Origin of the sequence: Streptomyces sp. NPDC020362, assembly GCF_040642095.1 — a bacterium.
Taxonomy (GTDB): domain Bacteria; phylum Actinomycetota; class Actinomycetes; order Streptomycetales; family Streptomycetaceae; genus Streptomyces.
In genome coordinates this window covers 1-16950 of sequence record NZ_JBFAET010000081.1, presented here as the reverse complement: position 1 = coordinate 16950, position 16950 = coordinate 1, and the positions used below count along the sequence as shown (strand labels likewise).

The 16950-nt window shown below is 69.5% G+C and carries 16 protein-coding genes; 6 read left to right on the top strand and 10 right to left on the bottom strand.

All coding sequences use genetic code 11. The annotated features are described in order from the left end of the window. Window positions 1–4 precede the first annotated feature (4 nt). Entirely contained in the window at window positions 5–1393 is a 1389-nt protein-coding gene (gene cseC, locus AB0H32_RS26080) for a two-component system sensor histidine kinase CseC (protein WP_361124853.1), read from the top strand. Here cseC and AB0H32_RS26075 read toward each other — a convergent pair. Beyond that, window positions 1386–1985, bottom strand: a complete 600-nt coding sequence (locus AB0H32_RS26075) for a TetR/AcrR family transcriptional regulator (protein WP_361124851.1) — start codon at window positions 1983–1985, stop codon at window positions 1386–1388. The genes cseC and AB0H32_RS26075 overlap by 8 nt on opposite strands. A 140-nt stretch (window positions 1986–2125) precedes the next feature. On the opposite strand from AB0H32_RS26075, the gene AB0H32_RS26070 reads away from it, so the two are divergent. After that, window positions 2126–2872: an SDR family oxidoreductase gene (locus tag AB0H32_RS26070; RefSeq protein WP_361124849.1), complete on the top strand. Its 747-nt coding sequence runs from the start codon at window positions 2126–2128 to the stop codon at window positions 2870–2872. A gap of 63 nt (window positions 2873–2935) precedes the next feature. Here the strand turns inward: AB0H32_RS26070 and AB0H32_RS26065 are convergent, their stop codons facing one another. The 3 genes from AB0H32_RS26065 to AB0H32_RS26055 form a co-directional block, all read right to left on the bottom strand. Next, entirely contained in the window at window positions 2936–3370 is a 435-nt protein-coding gene (locus AB0H32_RS26065) for a VOC family protein (protein WP_361124847.1), read from the bottom strand. Next, entirely contained in the window at window positions 3367–3846 is a 480-nt protein-coding gene (locus AB0H32_RS26060; RefSeq protein WP_361124845.1) for a helix-turn-helix transcriptional regulator, read from the bottom strand. The genes AB0H32_RS26065 and AB0H32_RS26060 overlap by 4 nt, the downstream gene beginning before the upstream one ends. 120 nt (window positions 3847–3966) lie before the next feature. Further along, window positions 3967–5556 carry an MDR family MFS transporter gene (locus AB0H32_RS26055; RefSeq protein WP_361124843.1) on the bottom strand — a complete coding sequence of 530 codons (1590 nt, stop codon included), beginning with the start codon at window positions 5554–5556 and terminating at the stop codon, window positions 3967–3969. 125 nt (window positions 5557–5681) lie between these two features. Here AB0H32_RS26055 and AB0H32_RS26050 point away from each other — a divergent pair, with 125 nt between their 5' ends. Next, complete coding sequence (locus AB0H32_RS26050; protein ID WP_361124841.1) at window positions 5682–6281, top strand: helix-turn-helix domain-containing protein; 600 nt, start codon at window positions 5682–5684, stop codon at window positions 6279–6281. 1 nt (window position 6282) lies between these two features. Here the strand turns inward: AB0H32_RS26050 and AB0H32_RS26045 are convergent, their stop codons facing one another. Continuing rightward, a complete protein-coding gene (locus AB0H32_RS26045) occupies window positions 6283–6828 on the bottom strand; it encodes a M23 family metallopeptidase (protein ID WP_361124839.1) in 546 nt (181 codons plus the stop codon). A 464-nt stretch (window positions 6829–7292) separates the two neighbouring features. Between AB0H32_RS26045 and AB0H32_RS26040 the strand changes: the two genes are divergently transcribed. Beyond that, window positions 7293–7928 (top strand): HAD family acid phosphatase, encoded by a 636-nt coding sequence (locus tag AB0H32_RS26040; RefSeq protein ID WP_361124837.1) that lies wholly within the window; start codon window positions 7293–7295, stop codon window positions 7926–7928. Between the two features lie 69 nt (window positions 7929–7997). After that, entirely contained in the window at window positions 7998–11057 is a 3060-nt protein-coding gene (locus AB0H32_RS26035; RefSeq protein WP_361124835.1) for an NACHT domain-containing protein, read from the top strand. 58 nt (window positions 11058–11115) lie between these two features. Here the strand turns inward: AB0H32_RS26035 and AB0H32_RS26030 are convergent, their stop codons facing one another. Further along, window positions 11116–13644 carry an ATP-dependent Clp protease ATP-binding subunit gene (locus AB0H32_RS26030; protein ID WP_361124833.1) on the bottom strand — a complete coding sequence of 843 codons (2529 nt, stop codon included), beginning with the start codon at window positions 13642–13644 and terminating at the stop codon, window positions 11116–11118. A 430-nt stretch (window positions 13645–14074) separates the two neighbouring features. On the opposite strand from AB0H32_RS26030, the gene AB0H32_RS26025 reads away from it, so the two are divergent. Further along, on the top strand, window positions 14075–14743 hold the full coding sequence (locus AB0H32_RS26025) for an SCO3374 family protein (protein ID WP_361124831.1): 669 nt from the start codon (window positions 14075–14077) through the stop codon (window positions 14741–14743). On the opposite strand, the gene AB0H32_RS26020 is transcribed toward AB0H32_RS26025, so the two are convergent. From AB0H32_RS26020 to AB0H32_RS26005, 4 genes are all read right to left on the bottom strand, one after another. Then, the gene (locus tag AB0H32_RS26020; protein WP_361124829.1) at window positions 14722–15057 is read right to left on the bottom strand and encodes an Lsr2 family protein; all 336 of its coding nucleotides are present in this window, start codon (window positions 15055–15057) and stop codon (window positions 14722–14724) included. The two genes, AB0H32_RS26025 and AB0H32_RS26020, sit on opposite strands and share 22 nt — an antisense overlap. A gap of 202 nt (window positions 15058–15259) precedes the next feature. After that, a complete protein-coding gene (locus AB0H32_RS26015) occupies window positions 15260–15793 on the bottom strand; it encodes an amino-acid N-acetyltransferase (RefSeq protein ID WP_361124827.1) in 534 nt (177 codons plus the stop codon). Between the two features lie 9 nt (window positions 15794–15802). Further along, entirely contained in the window at window positions 15803–16258 is a 456-nt protein-coding gene (locus AB0H32_RS26010; protein ID WP_361124825.1) for a BlaI/MecI/CopY family transcriptional regulator, read from the bottom strand. A gap of 152 nt (window positions 16259–16410) precedes the next feature. Beyond that, on the bottom strand, window positions 16411–16590 hold the full coding sequence (locus AB0H32_RS26005; protein WP_361124823.1) for a hypothetical protein: 180 nt from the start codon (window positions 16588–16590) through the stop codon (window positions 16411–16413). Window positions 16591–16950 lie beyond the last annotated feature (360 nt).

Below are 16950 nucleotides of genomic sequence, written 5' to 3'. Positions count from 1 at the left end.
GACCATGCGGGGGATCATTCGGCGCCCGGTGGGGTGGGCGGAGCGCGCGGGCCTCAGGACCGGGCTCAGATGGAAGCTGAGCGCGGCGATCGCGCTGGTCGCCGGACTCGTGGCGATAGCGCTCAGCCTGGTCGTGCACAACGCCGCCCGCGTTTCGATGCTCGACAACGCGCGCGACCTGGCCAATGAGCGTGTGCAGGTCGCCCAGGGCAATTACGAGCGGTACGGGCGGCCGAACTTCCCCAACATCAAGATCGACGACCCCGGGCTGCCTCCCGCCCTGCGCGAGAAGGTCGAGCAGGGGCGCCGGGTCAGCGACGTCACGGACCACGCCGGAGGGCCGCCGGACATCTGGGCGGCCGTACCCGCCAAGGACGGGCATGTGCTGTCCCTGCACAGCCACTTCCCGGACCGCTCCGCGGACGTGATGAAGGATCTCGACCAGGCCCTGGTCATCGGCTCCATCGCGGTCGTGCTCGGCGGCAGCGCGCTCGGCGTGCTCATCGGCGGGCAGCTGTCACGGCGGCTGCGCAAGGCGGCGGCCGCGGCGGGTGAGGTCGCCAACGGCGAGACGGACGTACGGGTGCGAGAGGCCATCGGCGGGGTCGTGCGGGACGAGACCGACGATCTCGCGCGCGCGGTGGACGCCATGGCCGACGCGCTGCGGCAGCGGCTGGAGGCCGAGCGGCGGGTCACCGCCGACATCGCGCACGAGCTGCGCACCCCGGTGACGGGCCTGCTGACCGCGGCCGAACTACTGCCGCCCGGCCGACCCACCGAGCTGGTCCTGGACCGCGCGAAGGCGATGCGCACCCTGGTCGAGGACGTCCTGGAGGTGGCCCGTCTGGACAGCGCCTCCGAACGGGCCGAGCTGCAGGACATCATGCTGGGCGAGTTCGTGGCCCGGCGCGTGGCCGCCAAGGACCCGGGCATCACCGTACGGGTGGTGCACGAGTCGGAGGTCACCACCGACCCGCGCCGTCTGGAGCGGGTGCTGTTCAACCTGCTCGCCAACGCCGCCCGGCACGGAAGGCCGCCGATCGAGGTCAGCGTCGAGGGCCGGGTCATCCGGGTGCGCGACCACGGCCCCGGTTTCCCCGAGAAGCTGCTCGCCGAGGGTCCGAGCCGCTTCCGCACCGGCAGTATGGACCGCGCCGGCCAGGGCCACGGCCTGGGCCTGACCATCGCGGCCGGCCAGGCCCGGGTGCTGGGCGCCCGCCTGACCTTCCGCAACGTACGCCCGATCGGCGCACCCGAGCACATCCCGGCCGAGGGCGCGGTGGCCGTCCTCTGGCTTCCGGAACACGCGCCCACCAGCACGGGCAGCTATCCCATGCTGCCGCTGTCCGGCGGCAAGGGCGGCACCGGCCGAGCCACGGGCAGCACTAGCTGAGCAGGGAGTCGGCCAGCCGCTCGGCCGTGGCCGCGTCCAGGGGGGCGTGGCCGAGCAGGAAGCGGTACCAGAAGAAGCCGTAGAACTGGTCGACCAACAGGTCGATGTCCCGGTCGCCGGGGAGTTCGCCGCGGTCGCGGCCGCGGTCGAGGATCTCGCGCACGGCGGCCCGGCGGGACTCGGTGAACGTCCCGATCAGCTCCGCCAGATGCGGGTCACGGGCCGCCTCCCGGACGAGGGTGCGCAGGGCCGGGCCGGCCGGTGAGCGCTGCGACGTCTCGAAGGTGGCCGCCACCAGCGCGCGCAGATCCCCGCGCAGGGTGCCGGTGTCCGGCGCGGGGACGTCCTGCGCCGCGCGGTCGGTGAGCGCGTCCAGCAGCACCGCGCCCTTCGACGGCCACCAGCGGTACAGCGTCTGCTTGCCGACCCCGGCCGCCCGCGCGATGGTCTCCACGCTCACCGGGGCGCCGTCGGCGTCGGCGAGCAGCTCCAGGGCGGCGTCGAGGATCGCCCGGCGGGCCGCCTCGTTGCGGCGCCGGCCGGTGTGCGGGCGGGGCGCCGCGCCTGCGGTGCCGGGTTCTTTGGTGTCCACGGGCTCATCCTCTCCGACGCTCCGAGTTCCCTCGGTTCCGCCCACCTTGACGAGACTACCGGTCTCGGTAACACTTTAACGAGACCGACGTTCTCGACAAAGGGTCGGAACCCGGTGACGCATCAGGAGAGAAGCCACTCATGAGCACTCCGAACACCAGCCCCCTCGCCGGACAGCGCGTCGTCGTCATGGGCGGCGGCTCCGGCATCGGTGAGGCGGCGGCCGCCTCCTTCGCGGCCGACGGCGCAGAGGTGGTCATCACCGGCCGCGGCCAGGACCGGCTCGACGCGGCTGCCGCCCGGATCGAGGGCAAGGTGTCGACGTACCGCCTGGACGCGGCCGACCGGCCCGCCGTGGACACCTTCTTCGACCGGTCCGGCCCCGTGGACCACCTCGTCATCGCCGTCAGCGGCTCCAAGGGCGGCGGCCCCTTCGCCGAACTGGACCCGGCCGAGCTGGCGGCGGGCTTCGACGGCAAGTTCTGGCCGCACGTCCACGTCCTGCAGGCGGCCCTGCCCGCCCTGCGCCGCGACGGCTCGGTCACCCTGGTGACCGCCGCCTCCGCCCGCGCCGCCCTCCCCGGCACCGCGGGCCTCGCGGCGATCAACGGCGCCTTGGAGGCCATGGTGCCGCCCCTCGCGGTGGAGCTGGCGCCGCTGCGGATCAACGCGGTCTCCCCGGGTGTCGTCGACACGCCCTGGTGGGACGCCGTACCGGCCGAGCAGCGCAGCGCCCTGTTCGACGGCTTCGCCGCCGTCACTCCCGTGGGCCGCGTCGGCCGCCCCGAGGAGATCGCCCGCGCCGTGCACCTGCTCGCCGTCAACGGCTTCGTGACCGGCGTCGTCCTGGAGGCGACGGGCGGCGCCACCCTGGCGACCGGCCGCTGAGACTCGGAACCGGTCCTGCCTCGGGGCCCGGTCCCGCCTCAGGACCCGGCCCAGCCTCGGACCTCAGGCCCAGTCCTTCGAGAAGTCCAGCTCCTCACTGCGCTCGGTCAGCGAGAACCAGTTGCCGTTGTCGTCCCGGAAGATGGCCTCGATGCCGTACGGCCGCTCCTGCGGCTCCTGGAGGAACTCCACGCCCCGCGACCGGAACGTCTCGTAGTCCCCCCGGCAGTCGTCCGTACGGAACGCGCCGGCCCCCAGCACCCCCTTGGCCACCAGCTTCTTCAGCGCCTCGGCCGACTCGGGGTCGAGGCCGGGGCCGTCCAGGCTCATCAGGGCCAGCTCCACCCCGGGCTGGTCCCTGGCTCCGACGGTGACCCAGCGCATGTCGCCCATGGCGACCTCGCTGCGCACCTCGAAGTCCAGCTTCTCGGTGAAGAAGGCCTTCGTCCGCTGCTGGTCGAAGGTCCATACGGTGGTGATGCCCAGGCCCTTGATCATGGCTCTGCTCTCCCGTCGGCAGGGTGCTGCTGTTCCTGCTCGCCACCGTAGGCAGGCCCGGGACCGGCGCGCTTCTTCGATGTTGCGCTGTTGAAGCCGCCGGCCCAGAGCATGGCGTAACAGCCGGGTATGAGAGAGGCGCCGCGGCCCACGTGCCTGGTGCGGTACTCGCTCGGGGTGAGTCCGGTGCGGGCCTTGAAGCGGGCGGAGAAAGTGCCGAGGCTGCTGAAGCCGACCAGCGTGCAGATCTCGGTCACCGAGAGGCCGGCGCCGCGCAGCATCTCCTCGGCCCGCTCGATCCGGCGGTGCGTCAGATACTGCCCGGGCGTCTCTCCGTAGGCGTCCTTGAAAGCGCGCAGGAAGTGATACCGCGAGTACCCGGCATGTGCCGCGACCGCATCCAGATCGAGCCCGGGGTCGGCCCAGTCACGGTCCATGGCGTCCTTGGCCAGGCGCAGCCGGCGGATCTTCTCCATGAGGCCGATGGTGGCACGGGGCACCGACAGTCGCCGGGACACGGGCGGGCCGGGCACGGCGAAGGCCCCCGGGGCGGACACCGACCGGGGGCCTTCGTACAGTCTTGGCGCAGAGGGGGCTCAGACCGCGTCGATCACCGGCGCCGGACCCTCGCCGCCCTCCGCCGCGGGCTTCTGGGGCCCGCCCTTGAGCGGAACTTCCTTCACGAACAGCGAAGCGATCAGCACCAGCACCGCGATCACCGAACCCAGCAGGAACGCCGAGTGCGTACCGGCGGACACCGCGTGCTGGTACGCCTCGCGCGCCTGCACCGGCAGCTTGGCGAGGCTCGCCGCGTCCAGCTGGGCGGACTTCTCGGTGATGTTCTTGCCCAGCGCACCGGCCCGCTCGGCCATGACGTCCTGGACCCGGTGGTTGAACAGCGCGCCCATGATGGCCACACCGAAGGAGGAGCCGAGCGTACGGAACAGGGTGGCGGAGGAGGAGGCCACGCCCATGTCCTTCATCTGCACGCTGTTCTGCGCGACCAGCATGGTGATCTGCATCAGACAGCCCATGCCCGCGCCGAGCACGGCCATGTAGATGCCGGACGTCAGCCGCGTGGTGCCGGTGTCCATCGTCGACAGCAGGTACAGGCCGACGATCATCAGCACACCGCCGACGATCGGGAAGACCTTGTAGCGGCCGCTGCTGGTGGTGACGCGCCCGGCGACCATCGAGGTCACCAGCATCGCGCCGAGCATCGGCAGGAGCAGCAGACCGGAGTTGGTCGCGGAGGCGCCCTGCACCGCCTGCTGGTACAGCGGCAGGAAGAGCGTGGCACCGAACATCACGAAGCCGGTGACGAAGCCGATGACCGACATCAGGGTGAAGTTGCCGCTCCTGAAGATGTGCAGCGGCAGCACCGGCTCGGCGGCCCTGGTCTGCCAGAACACGAACCCGACCAGTGCGGCCACGCCGATACCGATCAGCTCCATGATCCGCGCGGACGTCCAGGCGTACTCACTGCCGCCCCAGGTGGTGACCAGCACGATGGAGGTGATGCCGACGGTCAGCAGGACGACACCGAGGTAGTCGATGCCCGCCTTGGACCGCTTCTTCGGCAGGTGCAGCACCGCGGTGACCAGAGCCAGGGCCACGACGCCGAGCGGCAGGTTGATGTAGAAGGTCCAGCGCCAGCCCCAGTTGTCGGTGATGGTGCCGCCGACCAGCGGGCCGCCGATCATCGCCAGCGCCATGACGCCGGCCATCATGCCCTGGTACTTGCCGCGCTCCCGCGGCGGTATGAGGTCGCCGATGATCGCCATGACACCGACCATCAGACCGCCCGCGCCGAGTCCCTGGACGGCCCGGAACCCGATCAGCTGACCCATGTCCTGGGCCATGCCGCTCAGCGCGGAGCCGATCAGGAAGATCACGATCGAGCTGAGGAAGGCGCCCTTGCGCCCGAACATGTCACCGAGCTTGCCCCAGACCGGGGTCGAGGCCGCGGTCGCCAGGGTGTACCCGGTCACCACCCACGACAGGTGTTCCAGGCCGCCCAGCTCACCCACGATCGTCGGCATCGCCGTGCCCACGATCATGTTGTCGAGCATCGCGAGCATCATCGCGATCATGAGAGCGAGCACGACCACCCGCACGCTCTTCGGCTGTTTCTCCGACTTGTCCGCTGCCTCTGGGGCCCTCACGGCCGCCTGCGTGTCCGCCATCTCCCCTACTCCCCCTGGCGGCCTTACTTACTTGCCGCCCGGCTAGTTCTCGCTACACTGGGACGGTAGAGGTTTCACTTGCCGGTCGTCAAGTAAGTTTCCGCGGGAGCGCGAGGAGTACGAGGATGAGCGTCACCATGGACGGCACCAAGCAAAAGCGCCGCGGAAACACCCGCCAGCGCATCCAGGACGTGGCACTCGAACTCTTCGCCGAGCAGGGGTACGAGAAGACCTCCCTGCGCGAGATCGCCGAGCGTCTCGACGTCACCAAAGCGGCCCTGTACTACCACTTCAAGACGAAGGAAGAGATCATCGTCAGCCTCTTCGAGGACCTGACGAAACCGATCGAGGACCTGATCGAGTGGGGCAGGAACCAGCCACACACCCTGGAGACCAAGCACGAGATCGTACGGCGCTACAGCCAGGCCCTGACCGGCGCGGAGCCGCTCTTCCGGTTCATGCACGAGAACCAGGCGACGGTACGGGAGCTGCGCATCGGCGACACCTTCAAGGACCGCATGCGCGACATGAGGGACATCTTCATCGACCCGGACGCGCCCCTCGTGGAACAGATCCGCTGCGTCAGCGCCATGTTCACGCTGCACGCCGCGATGTTCCTGATGCAGGACCTGGAAGGCGACTTCGAGACACGGCGCGAGGCCGTTCTCGAAGTCGCCATGGACCTCGTCACACAGGCGCACGAGGGCGCCCGCAGGAAGGACTGAATCAGACGGTCACGCCGTGGGCCCGCAGGAAGTCGACCGGGTTCACGGCCGAGCCGTAGTTCGGGGTCGTGCGGATCTCGAAGTGCAGGTGCGGGCCGGTGGAGTTGCCGGTGCTGCCCGACAGGGCTATGTGCTGGCCGGTCTTGACGACCTGGCCGACCTTCACGTCGATCCGGGACAGGTGGGCGTACTGCGAGTACGTGCCGTTGCCGTGGCTGATGACGATGGCGTTGCCGTAGGCGGGGCCGTCACCGGCGCCGTTGCCGCCGGCCTTGACGACGGTTCCGCCGTGCGCGGCCATGACCTCGGTGCCGGTCGGCACGGCGAAGTCCTGCCCGCTGTGCTTGTGGGCCCAGTGGCTGCCGTCCTGCATGAAGCTGGCCGAGAGCGTGTACTTCTTCACCGGGTCGACCCAGGAGGCGGCGGACGGCGCGGCGGCGCTCGCGACCCCGGCACCCAGCACGGCCGTGGCGCCGGCTCCGGCAGCCAGGACGGCCACGCGGTTGCGGAGCGAGGACGTACGGGAAGAAGTGACGCGCTTGAACATCGATACCTCGTGGGTTCGGGGACAGAATGGCCACCCGGCGCAAAGGCGTTCGCCGGACGGCCCGTCATTGGTAACCCCCTGGGCCGTCCCGGCTCAATACCCCCCATCTACGGCATCCAGTAGTAGATGAGTGCAGAACAGCCCACTTCTTGACAGAGACCCACCCTGCAGGAACCAGCCCCGCCGACGTCGGTCTTTGATGCGAGATTCCGGGCCTAATGTCCTTTTCACCCGGATAAAATGTCCCACTATCCCGGCTAGTAACGGACAAATCGCCTGTGTGGCACATCACCGGCTTATCGCCGGTTTCCCAAAACGACGGCCGAAGAAATGTGACGCACACCCCTTGGCTGCCTACCGTTCAGTAACCCTATGGTTCCCCTCGCGCCATTCTTGCCACACATCATGCCCCTGACATCCACAGTCAGGCCGTGCAGCGTACGGACGTGAGAGGACCCCCACCGATGACCAGACGCCCCTGGGCGCGCCGGACAGCCGTCACCGCCGTCTCCGTGGCCGCGCTCGCCGCGCTCGCCACCCCGGCCGAAGCGGCGACCACCACGAACAGCAGCACCTCTGCCGCCGTCACCTCCGTCACCTCCGCCAAGGTCGACTACGCGACCTGGCAGAAGGACTGCCAGACGGTGATGGACCAGGCCCTGCCGTACCTGAAGGAGCGCATCGCCGACGCCGAGCCCGGCGAGAAGCAGGCAATCGTCTTCGACATCGACAACACCACGCTGGAGACCGACTTCGGCTTCAGCTACCCGCAGCCGGCCAACAAGCCCGTCCTGAACGTCGCCCGGTACGCGCAGGAGCACGGCGTCTCCCTCTTCTTCGTCACCGCTCGCCCGGGCATCATCTACTGGCCCACCGAGTACAACCTCGAGCACGACGGCTACGACGTCTCCGGCCTCTACGTCCGCGGTCTCTTCGACCTCTTCAAGAACGTCGCCGACTACAAGACCGCCCAGCGCGTCGACATCGAGAACCAGGGCTACAAGATCATCGCGAACATCGGCAACAGCGCCACCGACCTGTCGGGCGGCCACGCCGAGAAGACGTTCAAACTCCCGGACTACAACGGGCAGTTGTCCTGACGCGAGGCTGAATCCTCCGGTTAGGCTCCATCCCTGTCTCAGCCGTTGTGCGACCACGGGGGGTGGCGGATGGAGCCGACCGTACTGGGCAGCAAGCTGGCGTCCGGCCTGATCGGACCGCTGGTGAAGAAGCTGTTCGTGGCGGACGGGCCCGGCGCGGGGCTGGTGGACAAGCCGGTGCGCCTGTCGGCGCTCGTGTCCTTCCGGGGCGAGAAACGCACCCTCGCCGAGAAGGACGTCCACCGGCTGTCCGAGCGGCTGGTGGCGCAGGCGGTGGATTCACCGGGCGAGGCGCCCTTCCCCACGGCCGAGCAGCCCGCTGTCGCCGAGGCCCTGGCCCGCAGACTGCTCGCCCTCGGCGAGCTGGAGATGGACGACGTCCAGGCCGTACGCCTGGGCCATCGCGAGCTGGCCAAGAAGCTGCACTACGGCGCCTCATCCCCTGTGGGCCTGTCCCCCGACGCCCACCACTTTCTCGACTCCGCCACCGAGTGGGCCTGCCTGCAGATCCTGGAGTTCTTCACCCGGCGCTCCACCTTTGTGGCCCGCACCCTCGTCGAACAGAGCCGCGCGCAGACGGAACTCATCGCCAAGGTGGACGAGCTGATCGCGCGCGTCCCGCGCCCCGACGCCCGCGACACCGCCTTCGAACGCCGCTACCTGCCCTGCCTCGCCCAGCAGCACGACCACATCACCATCTACGGCATCGACCTGCGCGACTCCCCGGACCGCTGGCCGCTGGAAGTGGCCTATCTGAGCCTGGAGGCGACCGCCGCGGAGGAGCCGGTGGCGGAGCTGGAGCCGGGCGAGCGCCCGTCTGCCACCGCGGGCCGGCTGCCCGCGCAGGAGGCGCTGCTCACCGACGCGCGCGTCCTGCTCCGCGGTGACGCCGGCTCCGGCAAGACGACCCTGGTGCAGTGGCTGGCGGTCACGACGGCCCGCCACGGCGACCGCATCCCCTACGTCCTCCCCCTGCGCACCCTGATCCGCACCGGCCCCCTCCCCCCGCCGGCCGACTTCCTCAAGGCGGTGAGCTGCCCGCTGACCCCACCGGAGGGCTGGACGGACCGCGTCCTGACAGCGGGCCGCGGCCTGGTCCTGGTGGACGGCCTGGACGAGATCCCGGCCGCCGACCGCCACCGCACCCGCGACTGGCTGCGTGCGCTGCTCCGGGCCTTCCCCGGCAACCGCTGGCTGCTGACCTCCCGCCCGACGGCCGTACGCCAGGACTGGCTGGCCCAGGAGGGGTTCCGGGAACTGTCCCTGGCCCCGATGCGCCGCTCCGAGGTGGCGACGTTCGTACGCCGCTGGCACGAGGCGGCACAGGCACCGGAGTACGAGGGCCCGCTCCTGGACTCCCTGCGCACCAAGCGCGACCTGGCCCGGCTGGCCACCAACCCCCTGATGTGCGGCCTGATCTGCGCGCTGCACCGCGAGCGCCGCGGCTATCTCCCCACGGGCCGCAAGGAGTTGTACGACGCCGCCCTCACGATGCTGCTGGCCCGCCGGGACCGGGAGCGCGGCATGGGTGCGGTGGACGGCGTGGAGCTGGGCGAGGAGGTCCAGCTGGAGCTTCTCCAGCGCCTGGCCTACGCGCTCGTCCTGAGCGGCCGTACGGAGATGACCCTGGAGACGACCGCGGGGATCGTGGAGCGGTGTCTGCCGACGGTGGCTTCCGCGGCGGGGCAGGGCGATGCGGAGACGGTCCTGCGAACGCTGCTGCTGCGAAGCGGCCTGCTGCGCCAACCGGCCGACGGCGTCGTCGACTTCGTACACCGCACCTTCCAGGACTACCTGGCGGCGCGGTACGCCGTCGAGGAGGGCCACCTCGATGTCCTGACCAGCCACGCCGACGACTCCCAGTGGGAGGACGTGGTCCGCATGGCGGTGGCCCACGCGCGACCACGGGAACGCGCCTCGGTGCTGAGGCAGTTGCTGGCCCGGGACACTCCTCGGCTCATCCTGCTGGCGCTGGCCTGTCTGGAGCATGCGGCGGCGCTGGAGCCGGGGGTGCGTGCCGAGGTGGAGTCGCGGGCGGCCGCGCTGATCCCGCCGCGCACGACGGAGGACGCGAGTGCTCTGGCGGGGGCCGGTCCGCTGGTTCTGGAGCTGTTGCCGGGGCCCGAGGGGCTGACGGACGAGGAGTCGCGGGGCGTCACGGTCACCGCCTCGCGCCTCGGGGAGGAGGAACCGGGCGGGGCGCTGGGGGTGCTCCGAAGGTTCCGGGACCATCCGGACCTGGACGTACGGCGCCAGCTCGTGGGCACCTGGCACCGGTTCGACGCGGAGGAGTACGCCGCCGAAGTCCTGGACCATCTGGACCGGACGGACCTCATGTTGTCCTGCGTGACGGCCGAGCAGCGCGACAGCATGGCCCGCATGCGTCCCTGGCACAGACTCGACGTCCAGGGCCCCCACCAGGTCGATGACATTCTGGCCTCCGTACCGGCCCTGGAATCGGTGACGACCCTCGAACTACAGGGCAACACCCATCTCACCGATCTGGGGTCCCTGTTGCCGTTCCGCTCGCTGAGCCGACTGTGGTTGGCCAAGTGCCCCGCGGCGACGGGGTTGCACCGCCTGGCCGCGCTGTCGCTCGACAGGCTCGGCGTCTTCAGGGTGGGCGACCTGACCGGGCTGGAGTCCTTGCGGTCGCTCACCAGCATCTCCGTGAGCCAGCCGCTGCCGGGTACAGCGCTCCCCCATGCCCTGCCGGTCGACGCCCCCTTGGAATTCCTCTTCCTGGGGGAGAACTCCACGGACGACACGGGGCTGTGCGGCCTCGAGCACTGGACCAGCCTGCACACGCTCAGCCTTGGGCCGCTGACCAGGGAGCCGGTTGCTGCCGACTGGCGGGCGGTCGCCGAACTGCCGCAGCTGACCAGCTTGTTCCTGAACGCATCCACCCTCCGGGACTTTCCGCGCTCCATCGATCTGATGCCCGAACTACCGGGTGTCGAAGAACTGTGGGTCCCCCTGCTGCACGGCACCGAGGAACTCTCCGCCCTGGCGCACCGGCTGCCGGGCCTGCGCTCGGTGACCCTGGTGAACCAGCTCGGGCACACCTTCCCGGCCTCCCGATTCGAGGGAGTCTTCCCCGGCGCGGAACTCATCGTGGAACAACGCTGAAAGGGGCCGGCGCCCAAAGGCACCGGCCCCTTTCAGCTCGGCCTTTCAGCCGTGACGCTTACGCGTCCTTGCTCAGGTTCGGCCCAGCCCCACCGGCCGCCTGCTCGATCGGCGGGACGTCCGGGAGTGCCGACTTCTCCTCACCCCGGAAGGTGAAGGTCTGGGACTCGCCCTCGCCCTCGGTGTCCACGACCACGATGTGACCGGGGCGCAGCTCGCCGAAGAGGATCTTCTCCGAGAGCGTGTCCTCGACCTCGCGCTGGATCGTGCGACGCAGCGGACGCGCGCCCAGCACCGGGTCGTAGCCCTTCTTGGACAGCAGCTCCTTGGCGGACTGGGAGAGCTCGATGCCCATGTCCCGGTCCTTGAGGCGCTCGTCCACCTTGCTGATCATCAGGTCGACGATCCGCAGGATGTCCTCCTGCGTCAGCTGCGGGAAGACGACCACGTCGTCGACGCGGTTGAGGAACTCGGGCCGGAAGTGCTGCTTCAGCTCGTCCTGGACCTTGTTCTTCATGCGCTCGTAGTTGGTCTTCGTGTCGCCCGAGGCCGCGAAGCCCAGGTTGAAGCCCTTGGAGATGTCCCGGGTGCCGAGGTTGGTCGTCATGATGATGACCGTGTTCTTGAAGTCCACGACCCGGCCCTGGGAGTCGGTCAGGCGACCGTCCTCCAGGATCTGCAGCAGCGAGTTGAAGATGTCGGGGTGCGCCTTCTCGACCTCGTCGAAAAGAACCACCGAGAACGGCTTGCGCCGCACCTTCTCCGTCAGCTGGCCGCCCTCTTCGTAACCCACGTATCCGGGGGGCGAACCGAAGAGACGCGACACCGTGTGCTTCTCGCTGAACTCCGACATGTCGAGGGAGATCAGCGCGTCCTCGTCACCGAAGAGGAACTCGGCGAGCGCCTTGGACAGCTCGGTCTTACCGACACCGGACGGGCCGGCGAAGATGAACGAGCCACCCGGACGCTTCGGGTCCTTCAGGCCCGCACGGGTACGGCGGATCGCCTTCGACAGCGCCTTGACGGCGTCGACCTGGCCGATGACCCGCTTGTGGAGCTCGTCCTCCATGCGCAGCAGGCGGGACGACTCCTCCTCCGTGAGCTTGAAGACCGGGATGCCGGTGGCCGTGGCGAGGACCTCGGCGATCAGCTCGCCGTCGACCTCGGCGACGACGTCCATGTCGCCGGCCTTCCACTCCTTCTCCCGCTTGGCCTTGGCGGCCAGGAGCTGCTTCTCCTTGTCGCGCAGGGAGGCGGCCTTCTCGAAGTCCTGCGAGTCGATCGCGGACTCCTTGTCCCGGCGGACGGCGGCGATCTTCTCGTCGAACTCGCGCAGGTCCGGCGGAGCGGTCATCCGGCGGATGCGCATCCGGGAACCGGCCTCGTCGATCAGGTCGATCGCCTTGTCCGGCAGGAAGCGGTCCGAGATGTAGCGGTCGGCCAGGGTGGCGGCCTGGACCAGGGCCTCGTCCGTGATGGAGACCCGGTGGTGGGCCTCGTACCGGTCGCGCAGGCCCTTGAGGATCTCGATCGTGTGCGGCAGGGACGGCTCGGCGACCTGGATGGGCTGGAAACGGCGCTCCAGGGCCGCGTCCTTCTCCAGGTGCTTGCGGTACTCGTCCAGCGTGGTCGCACCGATGGTCTGCAGTTCACCGCGGGCCAGCATCGGCTTGAGGATCGAGGCGGCGTCGATGGCGCCCTCGGCGGCACCCGCACCGACCAGCGTGTGCAGCTCGTCGATGAACAGGATGATGTCGCCGCGGGTGCGGATCTCCTTGAGGACCTTCTTCAGGCGCTCCTCGAAGTCACCGCGGTAGCGGGAGCCGGCGACCAGGGCGCCGAGGTCCAGCGTGTAGAGGTGCTTGTCCTTGAGGGTCTCGGGCACCTCGCCCTTGACGATGGCCTGCGCGAGGCCCTCGACGACGGCGGTCTTGCCGACGCCGGGCTCACCGATCAGCACCGGGTTGTTCTTGGTGCGGCGGGACAGCACCTGCATGACCCGCTCGATCTCCTTCTCGCGCCCGATGACCGGGTCGAGCTTGGACTCACGAGCGGCCTGGGTGAGGTTCCGGCCGAACTGGTCGAGGACCAGGGACGTCGAGGGCGTGCCCTCGGCGGGACCACCGGCGGTGGCGGCCTCCTTGCCCTGCTGGTAACCGGAGAGCAGCTGGATGACCTGCTGCCGCACCCGGTTGAGGTCTGCGCCCAGCTTGACCAGGACCTGGGCGGCGACGCCCTCGCCCTCGCGGATCAGGCCGAGCAGGATGTGCTCCGTGCCGATGTAGTTGTGGCCCAGCTGAAGGGCCTCGCGGAGCGACAGCTCCAGGACCTTCTTGGCACGGGGGGTGAAGGGGATGTGCCCGGACGGAGCCTGCTGGCCCTGACCGATGATCTCCTCCACCTGCTGGCGGACCGCCTCAAGCGAAATGCCGAGGCTCTCCAGGGCCTTAGCGGCGACACCTTCGCCCTCGTGGATGAGACCCAGGAGGATGTGCTCGGTGCCGATGTAGTTGTGGTTGAGCATCCGGGCTTCTTCCTGAGCCAGGACGACAACCCGCCGCGCGCGGTCGGTGAACCTCTCGAACATCGTTAATCGCTCCTCAGAGCGGTCAGGCAGTGGGGGGAACTTCCCCTCCCTGTCCTTCCGCAGCTTAGTCCCGCAAGCGGGGACCGCTCATTCCAACTGCCGACACCGTCCTTGGCCTCCTGACCCCGAACGCCGACATCTGCTCCAACCTGATGGTGCGAGACGATGTTCCCGCAGGCCAGGCAGTTACCCCACTCGCCACTACGCCGATGGCGAACGTGAGACGTCCCGTCCTGCGCGTCGCCCCCTCCCACTAGGCATGTCTTACCCGCAGGGACTGACACTCCATGCCGCGCGCAGCGGTTCCCTCCGCTATGGGCGAACAACCTTGCGCCTCCCCGGGCCCCCGCACGCCCCCCTCTTGGGCACTCTGTGCTTTCGCCAGAACACCCAGCGTAACCCTGGGCCCGCTTCGGCGGTTGCACGTGGCATGGCTGGCTCGGTCTGCTCGACCTCCACAACCTCCTCAACCTCCACGGTCCCCCTTCCACGCCGCCCCGTCGATCCGAAGGCGCCCAATTTCACGGACGGGCCGTCCGGACGGCCCGAACCGGGTGCCCGGGCCCGGCACTGGTACGAGAACGAATTGGGGTGGCCGACCGTGCCCGGACGGCCGCTGCGGCTGGTCACGGGGGTGCGGTTCGACGTGCTGGACATGCCGCTCGAGGCGGGCGCCGCGGCGCTCAGGCATCTCGCACCGGAGTCTCCGGTGGCACGGTGGGGCGACCGGATGCGGCTGCTGATGGCCGCGGGCAGCGCCGAGGAGCTGCCGGAGGTGCTGGACTGGCTGGAGTGGGGCGCGCTGGCCCTCGATCTGCGGGCCCTGGGCGCGGGCGGCCTCACGGAGGCGCCGCTGCCACCCGGACGGGGCTGCGCCGATGACGTTCAGGGGGCCGCCGTATGGCTGCGGCCCCCTGCACCGGGGTGCGAGGTCGAGGCCTCGCTGCCGGCACTGCCGGCCATGGGGGGCCAGGGAGGCACCCCCGATCTCGTGCGAGTGGTGGACACGGTGGCAGCACAGTGCCACCGCGTCCGGCTGCGGCGCGCGAGCGCCCCCTCGCTCGCCTGCCGGAGAAATCAGCCGTTGGCCTTCTCGTAGGCCTCGCGAATGGACGCGGGAACACGGCCACGGTCGTTGACCTCGTAACCGTTCTCCTTCGCCCAGGCGCGGATCGCCGCGGTGTCCTGGCTGCCACCGGAAGCGGCACGCGCCTTTCCGCGCCCGCCCGATGCGCGGCCTCCGGTACGACGACCGCCCTTCACATAGGCCTCGAGAAGGCCACGCAGCTTGTCCGCATTGGCGGTCGTGAGATCGATCTCGTACGTCTTGCCGTCCAACGCGAACGTGACGGTCTCGTCCGCCTCGCCGCCGTCGAGGTCGTCGACAAGAAGGACCTGAACCTTCTGTGCCACCGGATTTCCTTTCATCGATAACGTCAGGGCAGGGGGTGTGCGGCGTCCGCCGTTTCGCCGCCCCTGTTATATGCAGTACTGCAGTACGTCGGAAAGCAAACCGCTTTTGCCGGAAAAACACAAACCCCTGGGTGAGATCCGGGGACCCGCCGCGCTCCGGAAACATGCGCGTTTCGGACATAGGGAACCGGGGCAATGACGATCACAGATGCAGAAGCATCCGGCTGTTGCCCAAGGTGTTCGGTTTCACTCGTTCGAGACCGAGGAACTCGGCGACGCCCTCGTCATAGGAGCGCAACAGCTCCGCGTACACATCGGTGTCGACCGGCGTCTCACCGATCTCCACGAAGCCGTGCTTCCCGAAGAAGTCCACTTCGAAGGTGAGGCAGAAAACGCGCCGAACGCCGAGCCAGCGCGCCGTCTCCAGCAACTTCTCCAGCAACTGGTGACCGACACCGGCGCCCTTGAGGCCGGGCTTCACCGCGAGAGTGCGGACTTCCGCGAGGTCTTCCCACATGACGTGCAGCGCGCCGCAACCGAGCACCTCGGCGTTGTCGTCGCGTTCCGCGACCCAGAACTCCTGGATGTCCTCGTAAAGCGTGACCGTGGCTTTGTCGAGCAGGATGCGGTCGCGGGCGTAGGCGTCGAGGAGCCGGCGCACGGCCGGGACATCGCTGGTCCGGGCCCGCCGGACGGTGATGGCTTTTGCGCTGACTTCGGGGCGCTCTGCTGACATGAGCGGACGCTATCGCCCGTCGGCATCCCCGGCCGAGCCGGGGTTCTCCTCTTGCGGGGCTTGTGCGGCTTCCTGTTGCGGGGCTTGAGCGGCTTCCTGCGTTTCCGGCCCCTGGACGATGCGCACGGCGTCACTGAGGGCCTGGCGCTGTTCCTCGCTCATCATCCCGAAGAAGGCGACGAGAGCGGCTGCCGGGTTGTCGCTCTGCGACCAGGCGTCGTTCATCAGGGCGGCGGCGTACGCGGCTCGTGTCGAGACGGCCTCATATCGATAGGCGCGCCCTTCCGCCTCGCGGCGCACCCAGCCCTTCTGATGGAGATTGTCCAAAACGGTCATCACGGTGGTGTACGCGATGGACCGTTCCTGCTGGAGGTCTTCCAGGACTTCTCGAACGGTCACCGGGCGGTTCCACTTCCAGACCCGCGTCATGACCGCGTCTTCGAGTTCTCCCAATGGGCGAGGCACAGCTCAGAACAATAGTGGGAGATCACGACAATGGCGTGCCGGACGTGCACTTAGGCTACAAAAGCGAACAAAAAGGGCGCACGGCTCGGAGCGCACCGGGGTGCGGGGAGTCGTACGCCCTGAGGGCTGTCCGGCCGGTGAAGGACCTCGGCTCAGGCGTCGCCGCCGGCCGGGGCCTTGTGCCCGCCGTCCGCGCGCGCGAGGGCGGCGTCGACGGCCGCGTCCTCCTTGGCCTTGGCGGCCCCGCCCTGGGTCTTCACGATCACCCTGACCAGACCGATGAAGAACACGGCCATGACGACCGGCGGCACGAGCGCGGAGACGTAGTCCATGGCTCCAGGGTAGCCACGTGGGTCCGGGCGAATGGGGCGGGGTGGGCGAACCGGGGCGCCGGGCACACAGGGGACGCCCCGGCCTGGGGCGATGCCCGGCCGCCCGCGCCGCCCGCGCGCCGTCCGGACCCGCATGTCATCCGGACCCGCATGCCGTCCGAACCTGCATGCCGTCCGAACCCGCATGCCGTCCGCGCCGCACCCCGGTTCGCCCCGGCCGCGGCGAACCGGTCAGCCGGCCGCCAGCTGCTGCGTCTCCGGCGGACCGGCCGGAGGTCCGGGCCTTCTGCGGGGCGGGAAGACCTCGCCGGGGGTGGGGATGGGGCTGGTGAGCTTCTGGGCCGAGGCTCTGGGGTACGT